Source organism: Rhodococcus cerastii, from assembly GCF_033042195.1.
Lineage (GTDB): Bacteria > Actinomycetota > Actinomycetes > Mycobacteriales > Mycobacteriaceae > Rhodococcoides.
The window spans coordinates 31,212-51,692 of sequence record NZ_JAWLKF010000020.1 but is presented as its reverse complement, the minus strand read 5'-3'; the positions used below and the strand labels follow the sequence as shown (position 1 = coordinate 51,692).

Sequence of the window (20,481 nt, the reverse complement as noted above, 5' to 3'; positions counted from 1 at the left end):
CCGACAACGGAAACATCGGTGCGGCCCATAATCTCGGAGTCACCGCTGACAAAGCTGGTCCGAACGCCGTCATCGAAGACCACACCGCCACCGAATGGTGGGCTCTTGCGGCCGACAACGGCATTGCCGCCGCCGCCTTCAATCTGGGAAACGCCGCGAATCAACTAGGCCCCGACGCCGCCATCGAAGGTCACACCGCCACCGAATGGTGGAGAATCGCCGCCGACAACGGAAACATCGGTGCGGCCCATAATCTCGGAGTCACCGCTGACAAAGCTGGTCCGAACGCCGTCATCGAAAGCCACACCGCCACCGAATGGTGGGCTCTTGCGGCCGACAACGGCCACGCATCCGCTGCGTTCAATCTAGGCATCATTGCAGCCAGGGCGAGCGTCGCCGCCAACAAGCTCGGTCCCGACGCAGTCGTCGAAGGACGCACCGCCACCGGATGGTGGCTGCTCGCCGCAGAACGTGGCGACCCCCGAGCCGCATACAAACTGGGAAACGTCGCGGATCGGGCGGGTCCGAATACCGTCGTCGAGGGGCGCATCGCCGTCGACTGGTGGGTGCTCGCCCACGAACGCGGTGGTCCCGCGGCGTTGATGGCCGCCTCCAATCTTGCAGCGGTCGCCGAGGAGTTCGGACCAGATGCCACTATCGGGGGACGCACTGCTTTGCAGTGGCGGCGTCTGGCTCGTGGTGAGACCGACGGCCCCACGGCGAACCCCTGAGTCCGGATGTATCGCCGTCACAGACTGATCGGGGCCCCGACACGGTTTCCGCGTCGGGTGCTGGTGAAGTGGAGTACAGATTCCGGGGCGTCGCTTTTGGCGGGGTCGGTGGTGGCCTGGCTGGCGACGAGGAGTTTGTGGTGGTCGGCTCAAAGTGGTGGGAGTACGCGGGCGCTGACAATTGCTGTTGGAACCGTTACGCCTCAGGAGCAGCTTCCGAAAGCACGAGTGTCCATTACAAACAGAGGAGCTATTTGCAGGATATGCGAATGACCAATTCACCACTCTAAGCAGATTTCGCGCTACCTTGCAGACAGCTCAGGGTCGACAGCGGCGTCCTGTTGATTCGTCGGATGCAACATGCAGTAATTCACTGGATAAGACCGTTATCGGACCTTGAGTTATTCGTCAATAACCATGGATCAGTCGGGCCTCAGCGTGCATGGAGTTACACCGCAGATCGACTGACTCACAGCGTGCACGGACGTGCACCGCCAGTATGTGCACGACCCGTCACGCGTGTCCTCACGATGGTGCAGGAGCGACGTGGCCCGAGTCGCAACAGGTCACAGCCCACCCGCACAAGGCGGGAGTTAGGACCACATCTCATCAGGAATTTCGCCCAGGCGGGTATGATTGAAATACAGTGCCCAACAACGCTTTCAAGCCGCTGCTGGTATCCCTGCATATCAAAACTGGCCGTATTGCTCCTGGCCCGGTGGCGGTGAGCGCCCCACGTCCGTCAAGGAAGCTTGACGGTGCACCTGGCATGGTACGCGTTATCGGTAGATCGCGCGATGTTTCGCGCAGGCGCACAGGTCGGAGATGCACTGACGCGCTCGACTGTCGATGGAGCCGAATATGATCAGGACGGCGATGTGCGCGAAGGTCGAACCGCTCCCCGGCACGTGAGGGCCTCCTGGTGACGGGTGAACGGTGGGAGTGAATGCGCCGGGATTGAATTCTGGGCGCGCGGTGTTATCGTATGAGTAGCAAGGAACCGGTCCTCCGGGCGTGAGCCTCGACAGCCGGTCTGGCCCCTGGTGTAGCTACGGCAGCCAGGGGTTGCTTCATTTCTGGGCCTTCTCCGGCTCGCTGACCTCGACGAAGTGCACATTGTCGGCGATCACGTCGAACAGTTTGCTGGTGCTGTTGGTGTGTGTGAGGGTCCGCCGATAGGCCATTGAGACCAGGTCGGGCAGCCACAGCAGGTGCTCGTGGCGCGGTGACGTCGACAGGAGACGGGTGTTGCGGGGGATCAGTTTCTCGGACACCAAGGCTTTGTGGTCGGCCTTGTCTTTGTTGCGGAAGTTGCTCTGATTGCGTTCCTCGAGCACGAATAGATCGATAGCTGGCCAGACATCGCCGCGGCCGGCTCCGAGCTCGATCGCGAGCTGGCGATAGCAGGCGGTCCGCGCGGTCTGAGCGTCGGTGTCGTCGGCTCCGACTGGGATTTGGTGCGCGATCACACATGCTTCGTTCCCATCGGCGAGGAAGTCGAGCATGTCGCGGGTCTGGTCGATTCCAGCTGAGGTTTGCAGCGCTTTCGTGGTGTGCCAGTACGTTCCGTCGGCGATGCTCTCGATGCCCACCCGTAGCTCATCCATCGCGTCAAGTTCGACGATGACGGCGGTGAACACATAGAAGGTGTCCCGGTGTGCAGCAACACCGTCTGGGGCCTGATACGACTCATCCAGGAAGGCCACCGGGCCAGAGGTGCGTTGGTAGGCGTCGAACACGATCTGTGCAGCGGGATCGGGGCGGCGCGAAGGCATCACGACATCCTAGGGGCGGGCTCAGACACGCCAGTTGTTGTCCACGGCTAGACGCATAGCCTGTTCATAGATCCGTCCGGTCGGTGTGCCAGAGGCGCACCGACCGGACACTGAGCTCGGAGGTGCGATGCGTGCAAGCGCGAAGGCGTCTGTCGCAACAGCGGCGGCAGCAGTATTACTAGTCGTGGCCCTGGCAGGCGCATGGACGATGACTCGCGATTCGAATACGCCAGTATCGAGAACCGAACAGGAGACCAGCACCGTGAGCGATCCAAGTAGTCGACCAGACGGCCAGCCCATCGACGACCAAACGGACGACGACTACGACCCCGCCTTGGAAGAACCGACCATCAACGGTGACGAATCACGGACCGCACGTGACCTCATCGAGGACTCGCGACCCGATTCCAACACCGTCGACGACGGATTCCTCGCGACCGACCCCGAAGAGGAATCAGGTCCGGGCGAAGGGTGGACCTCGTACAACCCTGGCCCATAGGCATTCCAGCCACAATGGGTGTCCGTCGGAGCTCGCTCCAACCAACTGTCCTACGGCGGCGAACGCCGGCAGGCAGTCCGGGCGCTTTAGCCTGTTCGTCGAACCCGCTCCACTGGAAATTATCGACTGGTTTCGGTTTCAGCGCATTAGCGAAACATGTTGCCGCATAGCATATGCAGACGTTTACTTGACGTAATATCTGTTATCGGTAATGAATGTCGTTGTAGAAATACCTGGTCAGGCGCGCGTTGACAGCGCAACTCGTTCGCTCGTGAAACGTGTGCAGCCGATCGAAGAACCGGCAAGCTCGACGCGGTGTGGTTTCATCCCGGCTCATCAACGAAGACGGCGTCTGCGAGGCGTTCAACAGCGCAATTGAAGAGGCGAGCTCGTGGTAAGTGAGCTCCGACGAATCCATGGCAAGGACGGCAGCTGTCCCCGCGCGCTCTCTCCAGCAAACGCTGCGTCTTGGCTTCGGTCACAATGTTCTGGTATAGACCCAGTTGCCCATTTCATGCCCTCCGTCGGTGGTGCCGGCCTGATCGAAGACTGCCCTATCTGACGCCAGGTCGGACTGCCGGTCCCCTGCGTGTCAAGGCGGTATCAACCTAGGCGGAAGCACCAGGCGTCGCGCTGATCGGCACGTCAATGCGGTCCCGTGCGACCACTACTCCATCCTGTACCACATAGCATTCGACCACATGCTCGCCGCGGAAGGAGGTGCGTTCGTGCCTGCCGGTCACGCGGTTCGGCTCGACGATCTGCCCGCGAATTTGGTTCCGATGCTCGGCTTCATCACCTTGGTTGAGCACTTTCCAACGGACATCGTATGAACCAGGAACGTCGCACTCGGCGATGGTGAAGTCCAATTCCTTGTTGGGCAGGAGCAGAGATTTGGCGTGGAGCATCTCGCGCAGGGATGCCGGACGCCAACCGTTTTGGGCAACGGTGCAGTCGATTGCGAGCATGTACTGGACGTCGATCGGGTACTTCTGCTCGACAAACTCTTCGGTGTTGTCGAAAGAGCGAGCCGATTCGACGACGGCCTTGAGTGGCACTGATGTTCCAAAGACCTCGCGCCACTTCTTGTTCGCCGAAGCCTTACCCTCTTCAGCGATCGCTTCGAGGCAACGGTTGTATGCCTTCTTGGCTTTCGACTGGAACCGCGCCTTGACCTTTACTCGCTGGCTACTGCCCAGTGCCAGGTAAAAGTCCTTGTCCGGCTCCTGGTGGAGGAACCCGAAGAAGTCGCGGACCATCAAATCGAACGATCCACTCCCAGCCGAGTCGTAGTCAGTGGTCTGAGCGAAGAACCGATGCACCAGTGTGTCAATGAGCAGGCCACCGATACCTACACCGTTGGCGTTCTTCCACGCTCGGGCCATCCTCGCAAGATGCCGCATATTCGTCGAGGTGCGGTCGTTGCACACCTTTGTGGCCTCGATCTCGGCGCGAGGCTTGGTGACCTTCCAACTTCCCGCGGCTGTGTCCGGGTAATCGAAACTGCCATCAGAGTTCTCGAACGCTGGCTGGACCTCGAACTTGAAAGCATTGCTCGTGAATTGCACGCGCACAACGCACTGATCGACGCGGATGTCGGTGTTCGAGTAGCGAGCCTTCAGGTCGTCCCGGACGCGCTCGAGCATCCTCCGCGGACCGGACTCACTGTTGTAATCGGTCCGGATATCGGAAGGGAGGATGTAGATCATATCGAGATCGGAGACACCTTTGATGGCGGTGTGCCGGCCGTAGGAGCCGACCATCAACTTGTGGGCGGTGTCGCCGTCCTTGGACCGGAAGTCCTTGTTCAGCGACTTCGTAATTTCGTCTCTGCGCGCCCCGACCGACGCCGCCGTGCCCCCGACTTTGAGGTTCGTGAGTAACACGTCGAAGATTTCCGATGTCTTCACGATCGTGCCTCGCCCCGACTAAGACGAAGCGCTTCGGGGAGGAACAGGTCGATCTCGTTGCCAGAGAAGGTCATCTCCTCGTTGTGCTTGAGTCCTTCTTGCGCCCGTGTGTATGCCTTCGAGGTCGTCCTCGGAGAGTCGGCGTAAGCGCCGCGGGTGGCCTCCTGGAGCTCGTCGCGCCGAGTCCTGGCCTGCTCATCGGAGATACCGCCGGACATCAGGTCGGAGATCAAGGAGATGTAAGACTCACGGATGTCCCAGAGCTGGGAGGCGACGCCGCGATGGGCGTCGGATTCGTCCGCGAACCTGAAATTCTTGGCCCCGAGGCTGATCCAGGTCACCAGGAGCGCGATGAACGATGTGACCAGACTGGTAAGTGCCGGGTCTCCGAATAGGCCGACCACCGCGACCAGGAAGGTGCCGGAGCTGACAGCCGTGAGCGCGATAAGGACGCCCTGCTGCCACCGGTGCTTCGTGAAGCAAATGTCGGCCTGTTTTTCGCGGGTTTTGTGGCTGTAGACCACGCGACCGAAGGACTCCCGTACCTGCGCTAGCAGGTACGAGTCCTCTCCAGCCTGACCTGTACAGCCAGGCTCCGTCTCTTCTGCCACGTCTCTCCGATCGTCGTCACCGGCCGGTGCATCCCCTTAGGGATCTCCGAGTCGTGTCGCCCGAATGCGACGCCTGACGACGGTCGCTGCACTTGGTGCCAAGTATGCCCACGGACACCGACACGAAGAGAATCACTCTTCGATTACACCCTCGCTTCGCCGACCTCGTGCCAGAGCAACTGCTTATGCCTGTCTACCCGCCACGGACCGCTTGATCTGGACCCGGCCTCGATACGGGAAGAACGCGAATCGCAGGTAGCGAGTCCACGTGACCGTCCCTCACCCGCCCAATTTCCACCGTCTTCTCTGGGCCACTTCTGCGGGCGTTGGGATGCCGCACATCACGAGATGTCAGCTGTGATGAGCAGCAATATGGCCTGTCGGCCACGCTGCGTATGGGCCGATCACTCTTCGTTCGACCTCCGCAAACTAGGGTCGACAACGTTGATCTCGTGATTGAAGTAACCCCCACGGAGGCTTAGTGAGCGACTTCGAGCAGTTCCTCGGTGACGCGGATGTCCGTGAAATCCCGTGGGCGAAGCCAACCGGTGCCCCGGTGTCGCTCGTTACTGACAGAGTGCTCATCGCGGACGGCACCGACGCATTGGAAATCGCGGTGGCCTCTGCAGCGATCAGACCCAAAGTCGACGAGGTTCGTCGGTTGTGGTCCATTAGATGGGGACGTCGGGCAGCGCCGGTCGTTCTCGTTGTCGCTTACGTTGTCGACGGAACTTACAAAGCTGCTGTGTGTGGCACTAAGGACGACCCTGTCGTCTTGACCGACTTGGACCTATCGCAGGTCGAGAGGATCTGCGCGGCCGCGCTCTCTGCGCCAGACCAGGCCAACGCTGAACGCGCCTTCCATCGGCTGCTGATCGGACAAAAAGATCAACTTGTTGCCGGCCTTACCAACGCTGGATTATTCGCCTCTCACGAACTGAGGGCAGGTGTTCCTACACGACCGGATTGGCAGAGTGAACGCGACAAGGGAAGCGCACTACTGCGGCAGCGCGGAACCGATCTGATTCGTGGCCTGGGATACAAGGCCACACCCCACGGATCTGTCGCACTGATCCTGACTTCGAACGACACCCACCGCGCAGTAGCCGTTCTGCTCGACGACAACGAGGTATTTGATCGCCCAACAGCTCGCTTCGGCGCAGTATCGCCGGTCGCGCAAGGTCTTGCTATCGCCCAACAACAAGGCCTGCCTTGGCTGGTCGTCACTAGAGGGACACAGATTCGGCTCTACCCTGCCAAACCCGACGTCGGCGTCGGGCGGAAGGGCCAGGCAGAGACATTCACGGAACTGGACTTGGCGTTGCTCGCCGACAGCGATGCCGCATACCTTCCTTTGCTCTTTTCATCCGATGCACTGAGCTCTAACGGCAGCGTCTCCGCGATACTCGATGCCTCGTCCGATCACGCCGCCGCACTCGGAAAGCGACTCCGCGACCGGGTCTACATCGACGTGGTCCCTCAACTGGCTGTGGCTGTCGCCAACCGGATGGGTGCGATATCTGAGGCCGATCTCGGGGAGGCCTACCACCGAACACTGATCATCCTGTTCCGACTTCTCTTCATCTCCTACGCAGAAGACAGGGGCCTGCTCCCCTACCAACGAAACCCCCGCTACACCAAGAAGGCACTTAAGACCTCCGCACGGGAATTGGCGGAGAACTCGGACATGACGTTCGACCCGACGGCCACCGACCGGTGGGACGACCTCCTAGCGATCTGGCGCGCGGTCGACGACGGAAACAAAGAGTGGGGCGTGCCGGCCTACAACGGTGGTCTCTTCGCAAGTGACGATGTGCACCCATCGGGCAAGGCCATAGCCTCGATGCGGCTGACCAACGCCGAGATCGGCCCAGCCCTTAGAGCGCTCGTCGTCGACACCGGGGAGGACGGAACTTTCGGTCCCGTCGACTTTCGATCACTATCTGTACGCGAGTTCGGCACGATTTATGAAGGCCTTCTCGAATCATCACTCAGTATCGCGCCGCACGATCTGACAGTCGATCCGAAGACGGGTGCCTATCACCCTGCTAAGCCCTCGGACACGGTCGAGATCCCATCGGGCCAGGTGTATTTTCACAATGCCTCCGGCTCAAGGAAAGCGTCCGGCTCCTACTTCACCAAAGCATTCGCCGTAGAGCATCTGCTCGACGCATCTCTCGAACCAGCCCTCACCGCGCATCTCGCAGCAGTTGCGCTGCTGCTTGAACAAGGTGACGACGCTCAGGCCGCCGACAGGTTCTTCGATTTCCGCGTAGCCGACCTCGCCATGGGATCCGGCCACTTCCTTGTAGCAGCAATAGACCGCATCGAGAACCGGTTCGCGACATTTCTCGCGACTCACCCGATACCAGAGGTGACGGAGGAACTACGTCGGTTGACCGTCACTGCGCAGGAAGCATTGGGCGCGGAGTCGCTTGACATCGAGCTGGAGTCCCGGGCGGTCCTGCGCCGGCAAATCGCGCGGCGATGCATTTACGGGTTGGACTTGAACCTCATTGCCGTCGAGCTGGCGCGCCTCGCTATCTGGATCCACACATTCGTGCCAGGACTGCCTATGAGCTCACTGTCGCACGGGCTGGTTGTTGGCAACAGCTTGACTGGAATCGCCACGGTCGATGAAGTACTGGACATCCTCGATCCCAACGCAAACGATGGCACCATCAGCATTTTCGAGGACCAAATTCTTGATGAACTGAACACGGCGCGCGAACGACTACTCAGAGTCGCTCGGACATCCGAAGCAACCAAGAAAGAGGTCCGAGAGGCTACCAAAGCACATGCTCAGGCACGCAAGGACGCACAGGGCGTCTCGGCGATCTTCGACGCCGCTATTGCCACCAGACTGGGATTGATCAATCGGGTCGCGACCCCGGACTCTGCGATCCGCGCCGCAGAGAAAAGTGACGTGCAGGAACAGATCAGGGATCTTCAAGCAGCGCATTTTCCCGTACTGTTTCCCGAGGTATTCCTCCGCGAGCGACCCGGCTTCGACGTACTGCTCGGCAACCCCCCGTGGGAAGAAACCACCGTCGAAAAACTGGGATGGTGGGCACTTCGCTTCCCTGGGTTGAAGAGTTTGAAAGATAAAGCGCAGAAGGAGCGGATTGCAGAACTCGAAGAAACGCGCACGGACCTCGTCGCCGAGTACGAGGCAGCAACCATTGAGGCCGGTCTGCTGCGCGGCGCTCTTCTCAAGGGCCCGTTTCCGGGGATGGGCACGGGCGATCCAGACCTGTACAAGGCGTTTACATGGAGGTTCTGGCAGGCACTTCGTCGAGACGGTGCAATCGGGGTCGTCCTACCGCGAAGCGCTCTCAGCGCCGCAGGCAGTGCCGAGTGGCGTGAAGACGTTTTAACGAACGGCACTTTCTCCGACGTAACCCTTCTGGTCAACACTAAAGGATGGGTATTCGATGACATGGAGCACCGCTACACGGTTGGCCTGGTAACGATCAGAAAGGGCCAGCACTACGCCGGTGCGCTTAAGCTTCGCGGTCCGTTCGCGTCACTTTCCGAGTATCGACAGAAGGTTGGACTGGGGAGTGCGGAAGTATCGACAGAAGACTTTCGGGGATGGTCCGACGGCGCAGCGTTCCCTGCAATTCCAGACGCTGCGGCGCTGTCGATCTTCATCAAGATGCGGTCACACCCGCGGCTCGACGTCCGTTCAGGATCGTGGAGGGCACGTCCTCAACGTGAATTCGACGCGACGAACGACAAGAAGCATTTCTCGACAGATCTATCCAACGCAGTCGGATGGCCGGTCTTCAAAGGTGCCTCTTTCGACATATGGCAACCCGACACCGGAACTTACTACGGATGGGCGGACCCCAACCATGCACAGGCCGAGCTCCAATCTCGCCGACACCGACAGGCACGCCTGAAAAGGTCCGCGTTCTCCGAATTCTCTCAATCCCAAATTGAAGATGAGACCACTCTGCCGTGTTTGAATACTCGTATCATGTTCAGGGATATATCCCGATCGACTGATACCCGGACGATGCGCGCTGTGTTGGTTCCCGCCGGGCGGGTTGCCACCAACAAAGCGCCGTACTTTTTGTTTCCGTCTGGAGATAGCCGGGACGAAGCGTACCTCCTCGGTGTCCTCTGCAGCATTCCGCTGGACTGGATCGCGCGTACGGTCGTCGAGCTCAGCATGAACTTCCACATTCTCAATGGACTCCCCATCCCGCGGCCAGACCCAGACAGTGTTTTGCGAAAGCAGGTAGTCGAGATCGCCGGACGCCTGGCAGCTACGGACGAGCGCTACCTCGAATGGGCTGATGAAGTCGGAGTTCCAACCGGTTCCGTCACAGACGAGACAATGAAGTCGGACCTGATTGCCGAACTCGATGCGCTGGTCAGCTTGCTGTACGAACTCGACCGCGACGAGGTCGTGCACGTCTTCGAAACTTTCCACCGAGGATGGAACTATCAACCGCGCTTGAACGCGGTTCTGAGTCATTTCGACTCCTGGAAGACCAAGGTGACAACGTGACCAACGACGGACCCAATGCGACATACCGCGCCGAGTTCAGCACCAACAAGGAAGGGATCGAACGAGTCGCGGACGCGATCAACGGCCTCCTGGGAGGCCTTCGCACCCGTCTCGTCGTTCCCCCTGCCCTGGCCATCGCCACGGCGTACTTCAATCCAGGTGGGTTCAATCTGCTAGCCGAGGAGCTCGAGCAGACCGGAGGTGTGAGGCTTCTGCTCGGTGCCGAACCTATCGAGGCCGAGGACCGTCCACGTGTTCGCGCCCTTGCCGAGCGCCGTCGCCGACGCGGGCCGTCTGCGGAGGTGCAACGTGCGTTAGAGGGCCACCGTCGCTCGTTGGAAGACGACCGCGACCTCCTGGGGTTCACACGGGACTCCGACCGGCAAGCGCGCAGGCTCGTTCGATGGCTGAGTGACAATCCGTCCGTTCAGGTTCGCCGCTACGAGCAGGGTTTTCTGCACGGCAAAGCCTTCATCGTCGAAACGGATGCGACAGCCGTGATCGCCGGATCGTCGAACTTCACTTACGCCGGTCTCGCCAAGAACAAGGAACTCAATCTCGGCAAGTACGACCCCCACACCGTCAACCAGGTGCTGGACTGGTTCAACGAACAATGGGAGGCATCGGCACCCTACGATCTGGCTGCACTGTTCGAGGCTCGCTGGTCACAGCACCAACCGTGGGATGTGTTCCTCCGAATGCTGTTCGAGCTCTACGGCGCTGACCTCGATGAGGAGACTGCCATCTCCTCCCGACTGGGGTTGACAGCCTTTCAGGCAGACGGCGTCTGGCGCGCCCGCCGCATCCTCGCACGGCGTAAAGGTGTCCTGATCGCCGACGAAGTCGGACTCGGTAAGACCTTTCTCGCCGGCGAACTTATTCACGAGGCCGTGTTCGACCGTCGCCAGAAGGTACTGATCATCTGCCCGGCCACCTTGCGTGATTCGACGTGGACACCGTTCCTGCGGGAGAAGAATCTGAGGGCCGACGTCTTGTCGTTCGAGCAGCTGGTCGCGGACATCGAAGATGCAGGTGCACGAACAGCGAGGCTGCAAGCGCTCGATGAATACGCCATGGTGGTCGTCGACGAGGCGCACGCGTTGCGCAATGACAAGACGCTGCGCGCAGATGCGATGCGGCAGTTGCTATCCGGGCCCAATCCGAAGGATCTCGTCGAACTGACTGCGACACCGGTCAACAACAGTCTCGAAGATCTGTACAACTTGATCACGTATTTCGCGCCGAACGATGCCGCTTTCGGCGATGTCGGTATCCCCTCGCTTCGCGCGTACTTTCAGCGTGCAATCGCGATGAATCCCGATGATCTCTCCCCCGAGCATCTTTTCGACGTTCTCGACGAAGTGGCCGTTCGCCGCACCCGTCGGTTCGTCAAGAACCACTACGTCGGGGACAAGATCGTCATCAACGGTGTCGAGAAGGAGATCACGTTCCCGACCTGCCGGGTGGTCAAGGTCGATTACAACCTCAACGATGTACTGCCCGGCGTGTTCGACGACCTCGCGATCGCGCTCGGCGCGAACGTGCAGGATGACCCCGATTCCGATGCCCTCGCCGCCGGTGTGATCCTCGACGATCCCGGCGCGGTGCTGACAATGGCGCGGTACGTGCCTTCCCGCTTTCGCAAGGACGGCGACACCGAGCAGTACGAGGCTCAGAATGCGGGTCTGCTCCGGTCAGGTCTGCTCAAGCGATTCGAGTCGTCGTCGTTTGCGTTCGAGCGCACCGTCGGCAAGATGATCGGCTCCCACGATCAGTTTCTCGCCGCACTGGACGCCGGCCTCGTCCTGACCGGCGACACCCTGCGGGAGTGGGCGACGACCAACGTCGAGGACGTCGACGAGTGGATGGACTCCTTGGACGATCTGGACGGTGTCGCGCCTGCCGCCGACTACGACGTCGCGGCACTCACCGACGCAGTGCGAGCGGACCGCGACCTGCTCGAAGCATTCGAGCTCCGGGTACGCACGGTCCATTCGGGCACCGATCCCAAGATCAAGGCCCTCGTCGAGGAACTCGCCGCTATTGCCCACGACGCCGCTGCCGAGGGCATCGGTGAGCAGGACACCCGCAACAAGCGCAAGGTTCTGGTGTTCACGTACTTTGCGGACACTGCGCGATATCTCGAGACTGCCTTGGTGGGTGCGATACAAACCGATCCTCGGCTTGCGGTGTACCAGGGACGTGCGGTCACTGTGAGCGGTCCGGACAAGATCAACCGGTCCGACGTCATCATTGGCTTCGCGCCGCTCACCGCCGGGACCGGTGTGGAAGAAGACAAGTACGACCTCATCGTGACCACCGACGTTCTCGCCGAAGGCGTCAATCTGCAGCAGGCTCGGCACATCATCAACTACGACCTGCCCTGGAACCCGATGCGTTTGGTGCAGCGCCATGGCCGCATCGACCGCATCGGATCACCGCACACGGAAGTGTTCATGCGGTGTTTCTTCCCCGACGTCGACCTCGACAGGCTGCTGCGCTTGGAAGAGCGGCTGCAACGCAAACTCAAACAGGCGGCGGCGTCTATCGGTGTCGGTGAAGTCCTCCCCGGCGTCGCCCCGGTCGATCGCAGCATCACCGACACACGAGAGCGCATCGAGCAGATCCGGCGGGAAGAAGCGGCGCTGTTCAACGATGACGGCAACGCCACGCTCTCCGGAGAGGAATACCGCAGGCGCTTGGCGAACGCGTTCCGCGACACGAACACCAAGCATCGCGTCCTCGCCCTGCCGTGGGGCTCGGGCACCGGCTTCGCGCGAGCAGGAGCCGATCCTGGTTTCGTGTTCTGCGCGCGCATCGGTGACCACGCGAAGCCCTGGTATCGATATGTCCCCCTGAATGCGGACTTGACCGTCCAGACTGTCGGCGACGATCCCGTCGTTGTCGAGGACACTCTGTCGTGCCTGGCGCACGCCGACCCGCAGGTCGAGACGACGCCGGTGATCCTGGGCGAAACCATGTACGAGGCAGCGTTCGCCGCGTGGGCGATAGCGCAGCAGCACATCCACACGCAGTGGATGTATCAGACCGACCCTGCCAATCTCGCAGCTCAGGTGCCGCGGGTGATGCGCGATGCGGCAGCTCTGGTTCGCGATCACGGCAGCTTTCTCGGCGATCTGCAGGATTCGCTGGCGACCAGGCTCAATGCACCGTATGCGCTGCGTATTCAACGCGAGATTCGCCACGAGCTGACCATGGCGGGCGTATCGGACCGCGACAGAGTTCTTGGGTTGCGGGACTTGGCCGATCTTCGCGGGCTGACTCCGCCTCCCGCGCCGCCTGTGCTGCCGGTGATCGACTCCAACGACATCTACTTGGTCTGCTGGACGGCGATAACACCGGCGGACCCTGTTGTTGCCTAACTATTCGTCCGATACCACGCATGCGACTAGGCCCCTGGTCGGCCTGACATAAGGGCCGCTTATCGGCACACCTAGCCCATGATGGACCTGCACAACACTTCCCGGCCCGTATGGTTCGTGCGTAGCCGTGTCGGACAGCGGGTGTGGCGTGCAGCCACTGACGCAGGGAACCCGAGTGAGTTGGGTCGGGACGGTCGGTAGCCTCGTCAGATGAGACAGCTGGCGAGGCAGCACGACAGGCCTTCTCAGTGCTGCGCGTCGCCGCAAGTGCAGGGTCCACCACAGCTCGCGCAGTGTCCAACGCAGGTTTCGCGTCAATAGGGTCGGGCCTTCGTTGCAACCAGCCCCCGACTCAAGCGATGTTCAGGACTGCGTACTACGGGACTGCGCATTACGGGCAATGGAAGCGAGATGGGTCGGCCGCGACGACTATCCGCAGACGAGTTCGCGGATCTGCGCAAGTACCTGCTGAGCGTCGCTGTCGACAACCTGCATGAGAATTTGGTCGCCAGGTTCGCTCGGCTCGATGACGGCTCGGATGACATTTCCGAGAGGAGTGCCGAGCTGGTACAGGCGAACCTCTTCCCACTGATACGAGGGTAGTTCGGCCGGCAGGTGCCCCAAGCCATAACTTTTGAGCTGGTCAGAGATACCAGCGCGGATGTTGACGCCGAGCTTCGCCGCGCCATGGGCGAGCTTGAGCTCGTCCATGGTGGTCAGGTACAGCCCCTGAGTTGCGACAACGTGGTTTCTGAGATCTTCGTACGACGTCATGACGGCTCTTCTCCGAGTTCGGGCGTGCAAGTTCTTTGAATTTAGCAGATTCCGTACAAATTACCGCTAATTTTACGCTATTTTTTCCTCAAATCAGCAGAAGCTTCCCAGACGGCCTGCCTGTAGGGAGCCGCTGCAGGCTTGACATGGCGTATCCGACGTTGGTCTACCGCTTGACGTCCATCGTGGAGACTTAGATGCCTACCCCCTGCAGCAAGAGGCACCAGCGAACGCGAACCACCCGAAAAACCCTGCACCAGCACGATGACAACAGGTACAAATGTCAACGATCCCTGCTGCTCCCTCCAACTGAGGACGACAACCCGATGAGTGAGAACCAGACAGATGTAGATGGCGATGCGAATCGGACCAACTCGCAGATCAAGACAGTGGCGGATTTGAAATCCCCGCTGATCGCTGCGATATCACAACGCCTCGAAAACTTGACCATCGACAACTTGCTTGAGTTAGCTGCGCACATCGGCGTGCCTGTTCGGCTCCAGACCAGCGAATCGCCGACCGCTGTGACAGAAGTCGAGACCTTCCCGCTGGTCGACGTCGTCGATACTGGCAACAGCGACGGATGCGACAGCGACGGTGTAGGAACTGCGTACCGACGATCGTCGGCTGCAGAGATCAAGGAACGGGTGAGCTCGAGCCGCGATGCATCTTCGACGAATTGGCAATCGATCGGCGGCGGGGGGAAGCGCGGCAACAAGCAGTCATCCCGCCATCGGCATGCCGACGAGCGCCAAATGCGGCGAAAGTCTGTCTAAGAAGGCCAGACCGAAGGTGAGCCCACCTGATCTCGCCGACCACCAACCGCAATCCTGGTGTTTGCCATGAGCGGTTGCGCGATGTAGAGCTTGTCACACAAACTTCAGGCTGGTTCCTGACACATTGGCCGCTTTGAGTACCGGGTATTGGCTGTGCCAATGGGCAGCTCGGTGCACGCACAGGAGAAAGGCGAATGGCATGTTCGGTTTGTGGCGATCGAGATGGCACTATTCCGAGCCTGGATCAATTCCTGATCTGGTGGCCCAGACCTCACTCGAGCTCTGGAATGCCCGGGATCTGGTGCCGTCGATGGGTAGCGCGCACCCAGTGGTTGCAGACCTCAGAGATGACCGTTGGCGCTATCGCGGATGGTGGAGTATTGCAGACGCGCACGACGAGCTACCGAAGCGAGAGGACCCGCAGATATACGACAAGGTGCGGTACGACCGACGGCGCTGGTCGGGCGGAGATCCAAAAGAACCAGTTGTTCACCCGACTCACACCTTGTACATCTCACAACACTGATCGGACCGACGCTGCCCTTCCGCCGTTAGTCGAGCCGTTGCCACTGCGGTCCAGGATCCGCGAAGCCATCGTCAGAGACCAGGGAGTCCGGCATAGTGGTGCCGACCGGGGCCATGTATACCTCTGCTTTCTGACGAAAGCGGGTCTCGGCCACGACGACTTCCTGCTCGAAGACAGCACCGGGCAGCATCGGCAACAAGCCATGATGGTGCAACCATTGGATGACGTGGAGAGTGGAGACAGTCATCTCCATGAGGCGACACACCAGTGGTGCGGCAGCCCGAAAGCGTTCCTTCACCCCGTGCTGTTCGGTTTCCCGCAGTCGTTCGGCATCACCGTGCACCACGTCGCCGTAGATCCAGGCGAAGGCCAGGACATTGTCGGCGAGCGTGTCACTCGTCCGACCGTCCGACAGTCGACCGGACTGGACCGAATACGCCTGGGCCGTGCGCCCGTTGGGATCGAACTCTGACCACTCCGACTTGAGTCCGCCCAAAAATGCCGAGGAATCGGTGGGTGGACCGCCAGGAAGGTCCGGCAGGGTCACTCCCCGGAGGAAACGTTTCAGGGCATTGAGCATCTTGCCGTGGTGGGCCTCTTCGTCTTGAAGAATCAGTGGCCGCAACCGAGCCGCCGCCGACTCGACTACTTCCTCCGGCGGGAGGTCCTGCACCAGCCACACACCGTCCGGGTCCTTCTCCACGCGAAGCTCCACCCGTCCAACCCGCTGCACCATCTCGAGGTCGCGATACATCGAGTGCGCCTTCACCCGACGTGCCCGCAGCACGAAGGCGATCAAGTAATCGAGGTAGCGCTTGTCGAGCTCGATCTCGGTAGGCCGTGCCATCGTCTCCCCTTCGGCTCGCGGCTGTGGCAGCAGACGCACACAAGTTGTCAGCGTATCGGACAGTATCGGCATATATGGCTTTTACGCCATATACAGCTATAGTGCTCGATATGGAATTAGAGCTGAACCCGTTCAAGCCTGGCTCGGGGCTCCGCCCTCCTGCCCTCGAAGGCCGTGGCCCTCAGATCGACGCCTTCGACCTTCTCGTCGCCCGCAGCAAACGACGCAACTACGACCGTGGACTGATCCTCACCGGACTACGAGGAGTGGGAAAGACAACCCTGCTCAATACACTTGCAGAGCACGGCGATCGCCAAGGGTGGTTGACCATCGGGATCGAAGCCAGACCCAACGATGCCGGTGTCGCGGCAGTGCGGGCCAAGCTCTCCCAGGAGTTGACCGTGGGGCTTCGCCGATACAGTCGAAAGCACAAGCTCGCAGCACTGATCGATCCCCTCATCGACATCGCACGCGGATTTTCCCTCGGAATGGGGATCGGGCCGGCGCACGTCGATATCAGCGCTGGCGGCAGGGCCGCAGCCAGCGGCGACATCGAACTCGACATCGAGGAACTCGTCGAAACGATCGCCACCACTCTCCATACCAGAGGCAGTGCTTTCGGGCTGTTCATCGATGAAATGCAAGACTTGGACCGCGACCTGCTGTCCGCACTATTGGCTGTCCAGCATCGCGCCAACCAACGTGAATGGCCCTTCTTCATCATCGGTGCAGGTCTGCCGAACCTGTCCGCGGTTCTGGCCGACGCCCGCTCTTACGCCGAGCGGCAGTTCCTTTACAGCACTATCGGCCCCCTCGACCCGCACGCTGCAGCGGATGCCCTTCGGATCCCCGTCGAGCGCCACGGTGGCGCGTTCACCGACGACGCCCTCGACTTGCTCGTCGATGCCAGCGGTGGTTACCCCTACTTCCTCCAGGAGTACGGCAAAGCCATCTGGACGGTCGCCGGAACCACCCCATTCGATCTCGAAGATGCCGAACTCGCCGTCGACGTCGGCCGCCGTCACCTCGACGACGGATTCTTTCCCTCGCGATGGAATCGCGCCACCGAACGAGAACGCCGCTACATGCGCGCCATCGCGGACACCGGCGAGGACACTCCCCGATCGGGAACGGTCGCCGCCCACATGGGCTCCACCCCATCCGGGGTCAGCGACGTCAGAGACTCCGCCCTCCGCAAAGGCTTGATCTGGGCACCAGAACACGGCCGCATCGCCTTCACAGTCCCCGGCATGGCCGACTTCATTCGCCGACAACCCACCCAGTAGCCGCACGCTTCAGTATCCCAGAGCGGTTCCCACCTCATCGACTTCCGACCAGACGTAAAAGCCCCTGAAAAACGAGGATCTCGTAGAGCAGCACACTGCCGAACAACGCGGTCGGTGATAACGGGTCGGCCATCGAAATTATGCCTCTCGTCGTGGGTACACCATCAAACCCACAGCACGCAGAGCGCCAACGAACCGGTTCCGGAACACACCCAGGACGCGGTGTCAGCGCGCCGATCGCCGAACACAACATCGCCAGCTGTCGTGTTGATTTCCCGGCCGCTCCATGCCGAATCTCGCTGCCACCGATCGGCATAGGCTCGCAACCATGCCCGTGGACTTGTCTTCGATGACCATCGCCGAACTGCTCCGTCTGTGGGCCGGCACAATGACCGAACTTCGAACCAGGGGCATGGTGCGAACGGCCAACAATCCGGTCGGAGACATCGCCGAGGCAATCGTCCACGAGCACTACGGCGGAACGCGTGGTTCGTTCAGTCAGAAAGGCTGGGATGTCCAAGACCTGGCCGGTCGTCGCCTTCAGGTCAAAAGTATGAGAAGGACCGGCCAGCGCGGAAGGCGGAACCTCAGTGCGATCCGTGACAGTGACTACGACCTGGTCGTGATCGTTGTTTTCGATCCCGATTTCATCTTGACCACGGCGTTAGAGGTACCGCGCAAGGTCGTCGAGGAGTTGTTTGCAATCCGGCCCTACGTCAACGGCCGCATCATCACCGTTACCGACGCCCTATTGCAGCACCCGAAAGTGTCCGCGATCGATATGACAGCCGCCTACGAGCGGCTCGGTGCGCTGGGCAGAAGTTCTATCGAGTCGGGCCCGACGAATGTCACCGAGCCGGACTTGGACTACTGAATGCAGTCACCTCTCCGACATGTTGGATTGGACTTGTCCGGTAGAGACTGACGTCCTCGAAGATCGAAACAGCCTGCCGCGCATGACATAAGCGCTGCTTCTCGGCCACGGTCATGATGTGCCCGGCCGAGGATTAGGAGTCCCCTGGCGTCCTACGTCTCGACGCGCCACGCGGTTCAAGCGCGCTCAGCCTGGACCGCGCGGGTGGCGCGTAGCCATCGGCGCAGGTAGCTCGAGGACGATGCCAGCCCCGGATGCTCGGTGAGGTAGTCGGTGAACCATCCCGACAGGCCGTCCCAGTGCTGCGCATCGCCGGGAGGGTGCAGGATCCAGCCCAGCTCGTCCAGTCTCCAGTGCGCTTTCGCAGAATTACGCAGCATCGAGGTGGTGACCCAGTTCGTGGCCTCGTCGACGCCGCCACGGGAAACGGGGTCGACGTGATCAATGGTCGGGAACAGCTCCCACAAAGCGAAGTGGGTCTCGGTCATCTTCCCGTTGGGGTGAGCGGGAAATTCCTTCGGCAGCAACATCGACAGGGTGCGGAGCGCTCCGGGATGGATCAGCCGGTCGCCGGAATATCTGTCGACGAATCCGTCGCGGTAGAACGTGCGCAGCATCTCGGAAAGTGTGTATCGGCGTTGCGCAGCTGCGCCGATCACGAGCGGGTAGTCGGTGTCGATGATCGCCCTGGCGGCCTCGTCTTCTCCAGCGCTCAGGGCTGCGCAGGCTCGGGCGAGGACGTCCGCTTTCTGCGGCGGCTGGGCCGATCCGTTGGCCACGGCGTTCTCCCCGGTCATGCGGGGAGACCGCGGCCGGCCGACCGGAGCACGTAGTCGACTTCCCATACAGCGGTGCGTCGCCCGCCGGGAATGTCGTTGATTCGGTCATCCTCGCCGATCAGCATCCACAGATCTCCGCAGCGCACCCCGTTGTACGCCTTCTGACACGGCCGCAGCATCACTCACCGACCTCTGGCAGGGCTCCTGCACAGGTGAGCGTGCCTGTGATGACCACCCAACCGACCCTGTTGTAGTCCGCAGAGAAGCTCCACGAATGCGCGACAGCCACAGCACCGAAACTGACGGTCGACCTGTCCAGTGACACCTCGACAGCCGCCTGGGGCAGATTGACCTCACCTGATTGATCGGCCCCAGACCCGTTCGCCTCCCACACCGCGTTCTGCGAATCTGCATCGCGGAATGCGACAGACACATCCGGGTCGAAGCGCAGGCGTCCTTCATCGGGTCCATCTGCATACTTGCTGTCAAGCCTGATATCGAGTGCAGACTCGCCCCCGACCGACGGCCCGGCCACATACTCCCATCCCCTAAAAGACGACTCACCTGGCCCGTACGCTGCGCAGTTGACCGATGTCGATTCCCATGTTCCCGACCAAGCCCCCGACACCTCGACCCGCGCGGTTCCGGGCACTCGCGGCACGAGATCCGGGACTGGCGGCAGCGCCGGCTGCCCACTTTCGTCTAGGTGGCCATCGCTGTATCGGAAAGTCGGTCCCTCCGGCGGGGGCGGAGCGTCGGTGGTGCTCGTGGACTGCTCCGTCACTTGCGTTTGCCGATTTCGCTCGTCCTGTTCTTCGAGCTCGGCCAGCACCGGCGACGACTCGGGCAGAAGCTCACGAATCCCCTCGTCCTCGGGTTTGGCAACGTACAAGATCACCGAGTCGCTCTGAGGCGACGAGCGATCTGGCAGCGGTTCCTGCCGAACGACTGCCCAATTCGAATCGATCCACGGCACGCGCTTACCCAGGGCGTCCCGGTCCTCGAAGTTCTCGAACCCAGCAGCATCGAGAGTGTCGTGGGCGTCATCGAGCCGCAGGCCTGTCACATCCGGGACCGGAGGCGGTTCTGGCTCATTCATCGAACATCCGGACAGCATCATCGCGGCAGTTGCGACGATGAGGCAGCTGTGCGCCACTGGCCGTAGCGGCCGGGGCGGTGTGCTGTCCTCGA

General features: G+C 61.0%; 15 protein-coding genes. 7 read left to right on the top strand and 8 right to left on the bottom strand.

Features of this window, described 5'->3' with window-relative positions; all coding sequences use genetic code 11:
• Positions 1–731, top strand: a 731-nt coding sequence (locus R3P93_RS23305) for a hypothetical protein (protein WP_317534247.1), incomplete at its 5' end; no start/stop codon positions are given.
• Between the two features lie 1,070 nt (positions 732–1,801).
• Here the strand turns inward: R3P93_RS23305 and R3P93_RS23300 are convergent.
• Complete coding sequence (locus R3P93_RS23300) at positions 1,802–2,506, bottom strand: hypothetical protein (RefSeq protein ID WP_317534246.1); 705 nt, start codon at positions 2,504–2,506, stop codon at positions 1,802–1,804.
• Positions 2,507–2,768: 262 nt separating this feature from the next.
• Between R3P93_RS23300 and R3P93_RS23295 the strand changes: the two genes are divergently transcribed.
• On the top strand, positions 2,769–3,005 hold the full coding sequence (locus R3P93_RS23295) for a hypothetical protein (protein WP_317534245.1): 237 nt from the start codon (positions 2,769–2,771) through the stop codon (positions 3,003–3,005).
• A gap of 608 nt (positions 3,006–3,613) precedes the next feature.
• On the opposite strand, the gene R3P93_RS23290 is transcribed toward R3P93_RS23295, so the two are convergent.
• Both R3P93_RS23290 and R3P93_RS23285 read right to left on the bottom strand, forming a co-directional pair.
• The gene (locus R3P93_RS23290) at positions 3,614–4,915 is read right to left on the bottom strand and encodes a nucleotide-binding domain-containing protein (protein ID WP_317534244.1); all 1,302 of its coding nucleotides are present in this window, start codon (positions 4,913–4,915) and stop codon (positions 3,614–3,616) included.
• Positions 4,912–5,526 carry an SLATT domain-containing protein gene (locus R3P93_RS23285; protein WP_317534243.1) on the bottom strand — a complete coding sequence of 205 codons (615 nt, stop codon included), beginning with the start codon at positions 5,524–5,526 and terminating at the stop codon, positions 4,912–4,914. The genes R3P93_RS23290 and R3P93_RS23285 overlap by 4 nt, the downstream gene beginning before the upstream one ends.
• A 481-nt stretch (positions 5,527–6,007) precedes the next feature.
• Between R3P93_RS23285 and R3P93_RS23280 the strand changes: the two genes are divergently transcribed.
• Both R3P93_RS23280 and R3P93_RS23275 read left to right on the top strand, forming a co-directional pair.
• Positions 6,008–10,045, top strand: coding sequence for an Eco57I restriction-modification methylase domain-containing protein (locus R3P93_RS23280; RefSeq protein ID WP_317534242.1), 4,038 nt, complete (start codon positions 6,008–6,010; stop codon positions 10,043–10,045).
• A complete protein-coding gene (locus R3P93_RS23275) occupies positions 10,042–13,428 on the top strand; it encodes an SNF2-related protein (RefSeq protein WP_317534241.1) in 3,387 nt (1,128 codons plus the stop codon). The genes R3P93_RS23280 and R3P93_RS23275 overlap by 4 nt, the downstream gene beginning before the upstream one ends.
• A gap of 429 nt (positions 13,429–13,857) precedes the next feature.
• Here the strand turns inward: R3P93_RS23275 and R3P93_RS23270 are convergent, their stop codons facing one another.
• Positions 13,858–14,202: a hypothetical protein gene (locus R3P93_RS23270; RefSeq protein ID WP_283347921.1), complete on the bottom strand. Its 345-nt coding sequence runs from the start codon at positions 14,200–14,202 to the stop codon at positions 13,858–13,860.
• A gap of 326 nt (positions 14,203–14,528) precedes the next feature.
• Between R3P93_RS23270 and R3P93_RS23265 the strand changes: the two genes are divergently transcribed.
• Complete coding sequence (locus R3P93_RS23265) at positions 14,529–14,978, top strand: hypothetical protein (RefSeq protein ID WP_317534240.1); 450 nt, start codon at positions 14,529–14,531, stop codon at positions 14,976–14,978.
• A 551-nt stretch (positions 14,979–15,529) separates the two neighbouring features.
• Here R3P93_RS23265 and R3P93_RS23260 read toward each other — a convergent pair.
• Positions 15,530–16,351 (bottom strand): hypothetical protein, encoded by an 822-nt coding sequence (locus R3P93_RS23260; RefSeq protein ID WP_317534239.1) that lies wholly within the window; start codon positions 16,349–16,351, stop codon positions 15,530–15,532.
• 110 nt (positions 16,352–16,461) lie between these two features.
• Between R3P93_RS23260 and R3P93_RS23255 the strand changes: the two genes are divergently transcribed.
• Together R3P93_RS23255 and R3P93_RS23250 are read left to right on the top strand one after the other, a co-directional pair.
• Positions 16,462–17,637, top strand: coding sequence for an ATP-binding protein (locus tag R3P93_RS23255; protein ID WP_317534238.1), 1,176 nt, complete (start codon positions 16,462–16,464; stop codon positions 17,635–17,637).
• Positions 17,638–17,986: 349 nt separating this feature from the next.
• Positions 17,987–18,511: a DUF6998 domain-containing protein gene (locus R3P93_RS23250; protein WP_317534237.1), complete on the top strand. Its 525-nt coding sequence runs from the start codon at positions 17,987–17,989 to the stop codon at positions 18,509–18,511.
• 176 nt (positions 18,512–18,687) lie between these two features.
• Here the strand turns inward: R3P93_RS23250 and R3P93_RS23245 are convergent, their stop codons facing one another.
• The 3 genes from R3P93_RS23245 to R3P93_RS23235 are packed head-to-tail and all read right to left on the bottom strand — an operon-like array spanning position 18,688 to position 20,389.
• Positions 18,688–19,308: an HNH endonuclease gene (locus tag R3P93_RS23245; RefSeq protein ID WP_052053475.1), complete on the bottom strand. Its 621-nt coding sequence runs from the start codon at positions 19,306–19,308 to the stop codon at positions 18,688–18,690.
• Positions 19,305–19,469 carry a hypothetical protein gene (locus R3P93_RS23240; protein WP_317534236.1) on the bottom strand — a complete coding sequence of 55 codons (165 nt, stop codon included), beginning with the start codon at positions 19,467–19,469 and terminating at the stop codon, positions 19,305–19,307. The genes R3P93_RS23245 and R3P93_RS23240 overlap by 4 nt, the downstream gene beginning before the upstream one ends.
• A complete protein-coding gene (locus R3P93_RS23235; RefSeq protein WP_317534235.1) occupies positions 19,469–20,389 on the bottom strand; it encodes a PASTA domain-containing protein in 921 nt (306 codons plus the stop codon). The genes R3P93_RS23240 and R3P93_RS23235 overlap by 1 nt, the downstream gene beginning before the upstream one ends.
• Positions 20,390–20,481 lie beyond the last annotated feature (92 nt).

Coding starts and splice junctions, on each gene's coding strand:
- R3P93_RS23300 (WP_317534246.1), bottom strand. CDS start 2,506: ATGCCTTCGCGCCGCCCCGATCCCGCTGCACAGATCGTGTTCGACGCC.
- R3P93_RS23270 (WP_283347921.1), bottom strand. CDS start 14,202: ATGACGTCGTACGAAGATCTCAGAAACCACGTTGTCGCAACTCAGGGG.
- R3P93_RS23265 (WP_317534240.1), top strand. CDS start 14,529: ATGAGTGAGAACCAGACAGATGTAGATGGCGATGCGAATCGGACCAAC.
- R3P93_RS23260 (WP_317534239.1), bottom strand. CDS start 16,351: ATGGCACGGCCTACCGAGATCGAGCTCGACAAGCGCTACCTCGATTAC.
- R3P93_RS23255 (WP_317534238.1), top strand. CDS start 16,462: ATGGAATTAGAGCTGAACCCGTTCAAGCCTGGCTCGGGGCTCCGCCCT.
- R3P93_RS23250 (WP_317534237.1), top strand. CDS start 17,987: ATGACCATCGCCGAACTGCTCCGTCTGTGGGCCGGCACAATGACCGAA.
- R3P93_RS23245 (WP_052053475.1), bottom strand. CDS start 19,308: ATGACCGGGGAGAACGCCGTGGCCAACGGATCGGCCCAGCCGCCGCAG.
- R3P93_RS23240 (WP_317534236.1), bottom strand. CDS start 19,469: ATGCTGCGGCCGTGTCAGAAGGCGTACAACGGGGTGCGCTGCGGAGAT.
- R3P93_RS23235 (WP_317534235.1), bottom strand. CDS start 20,389: ATGAATGAGCCAGAACCGCCTCCGGTCCCGGATGTGACAGGCCTGCGG.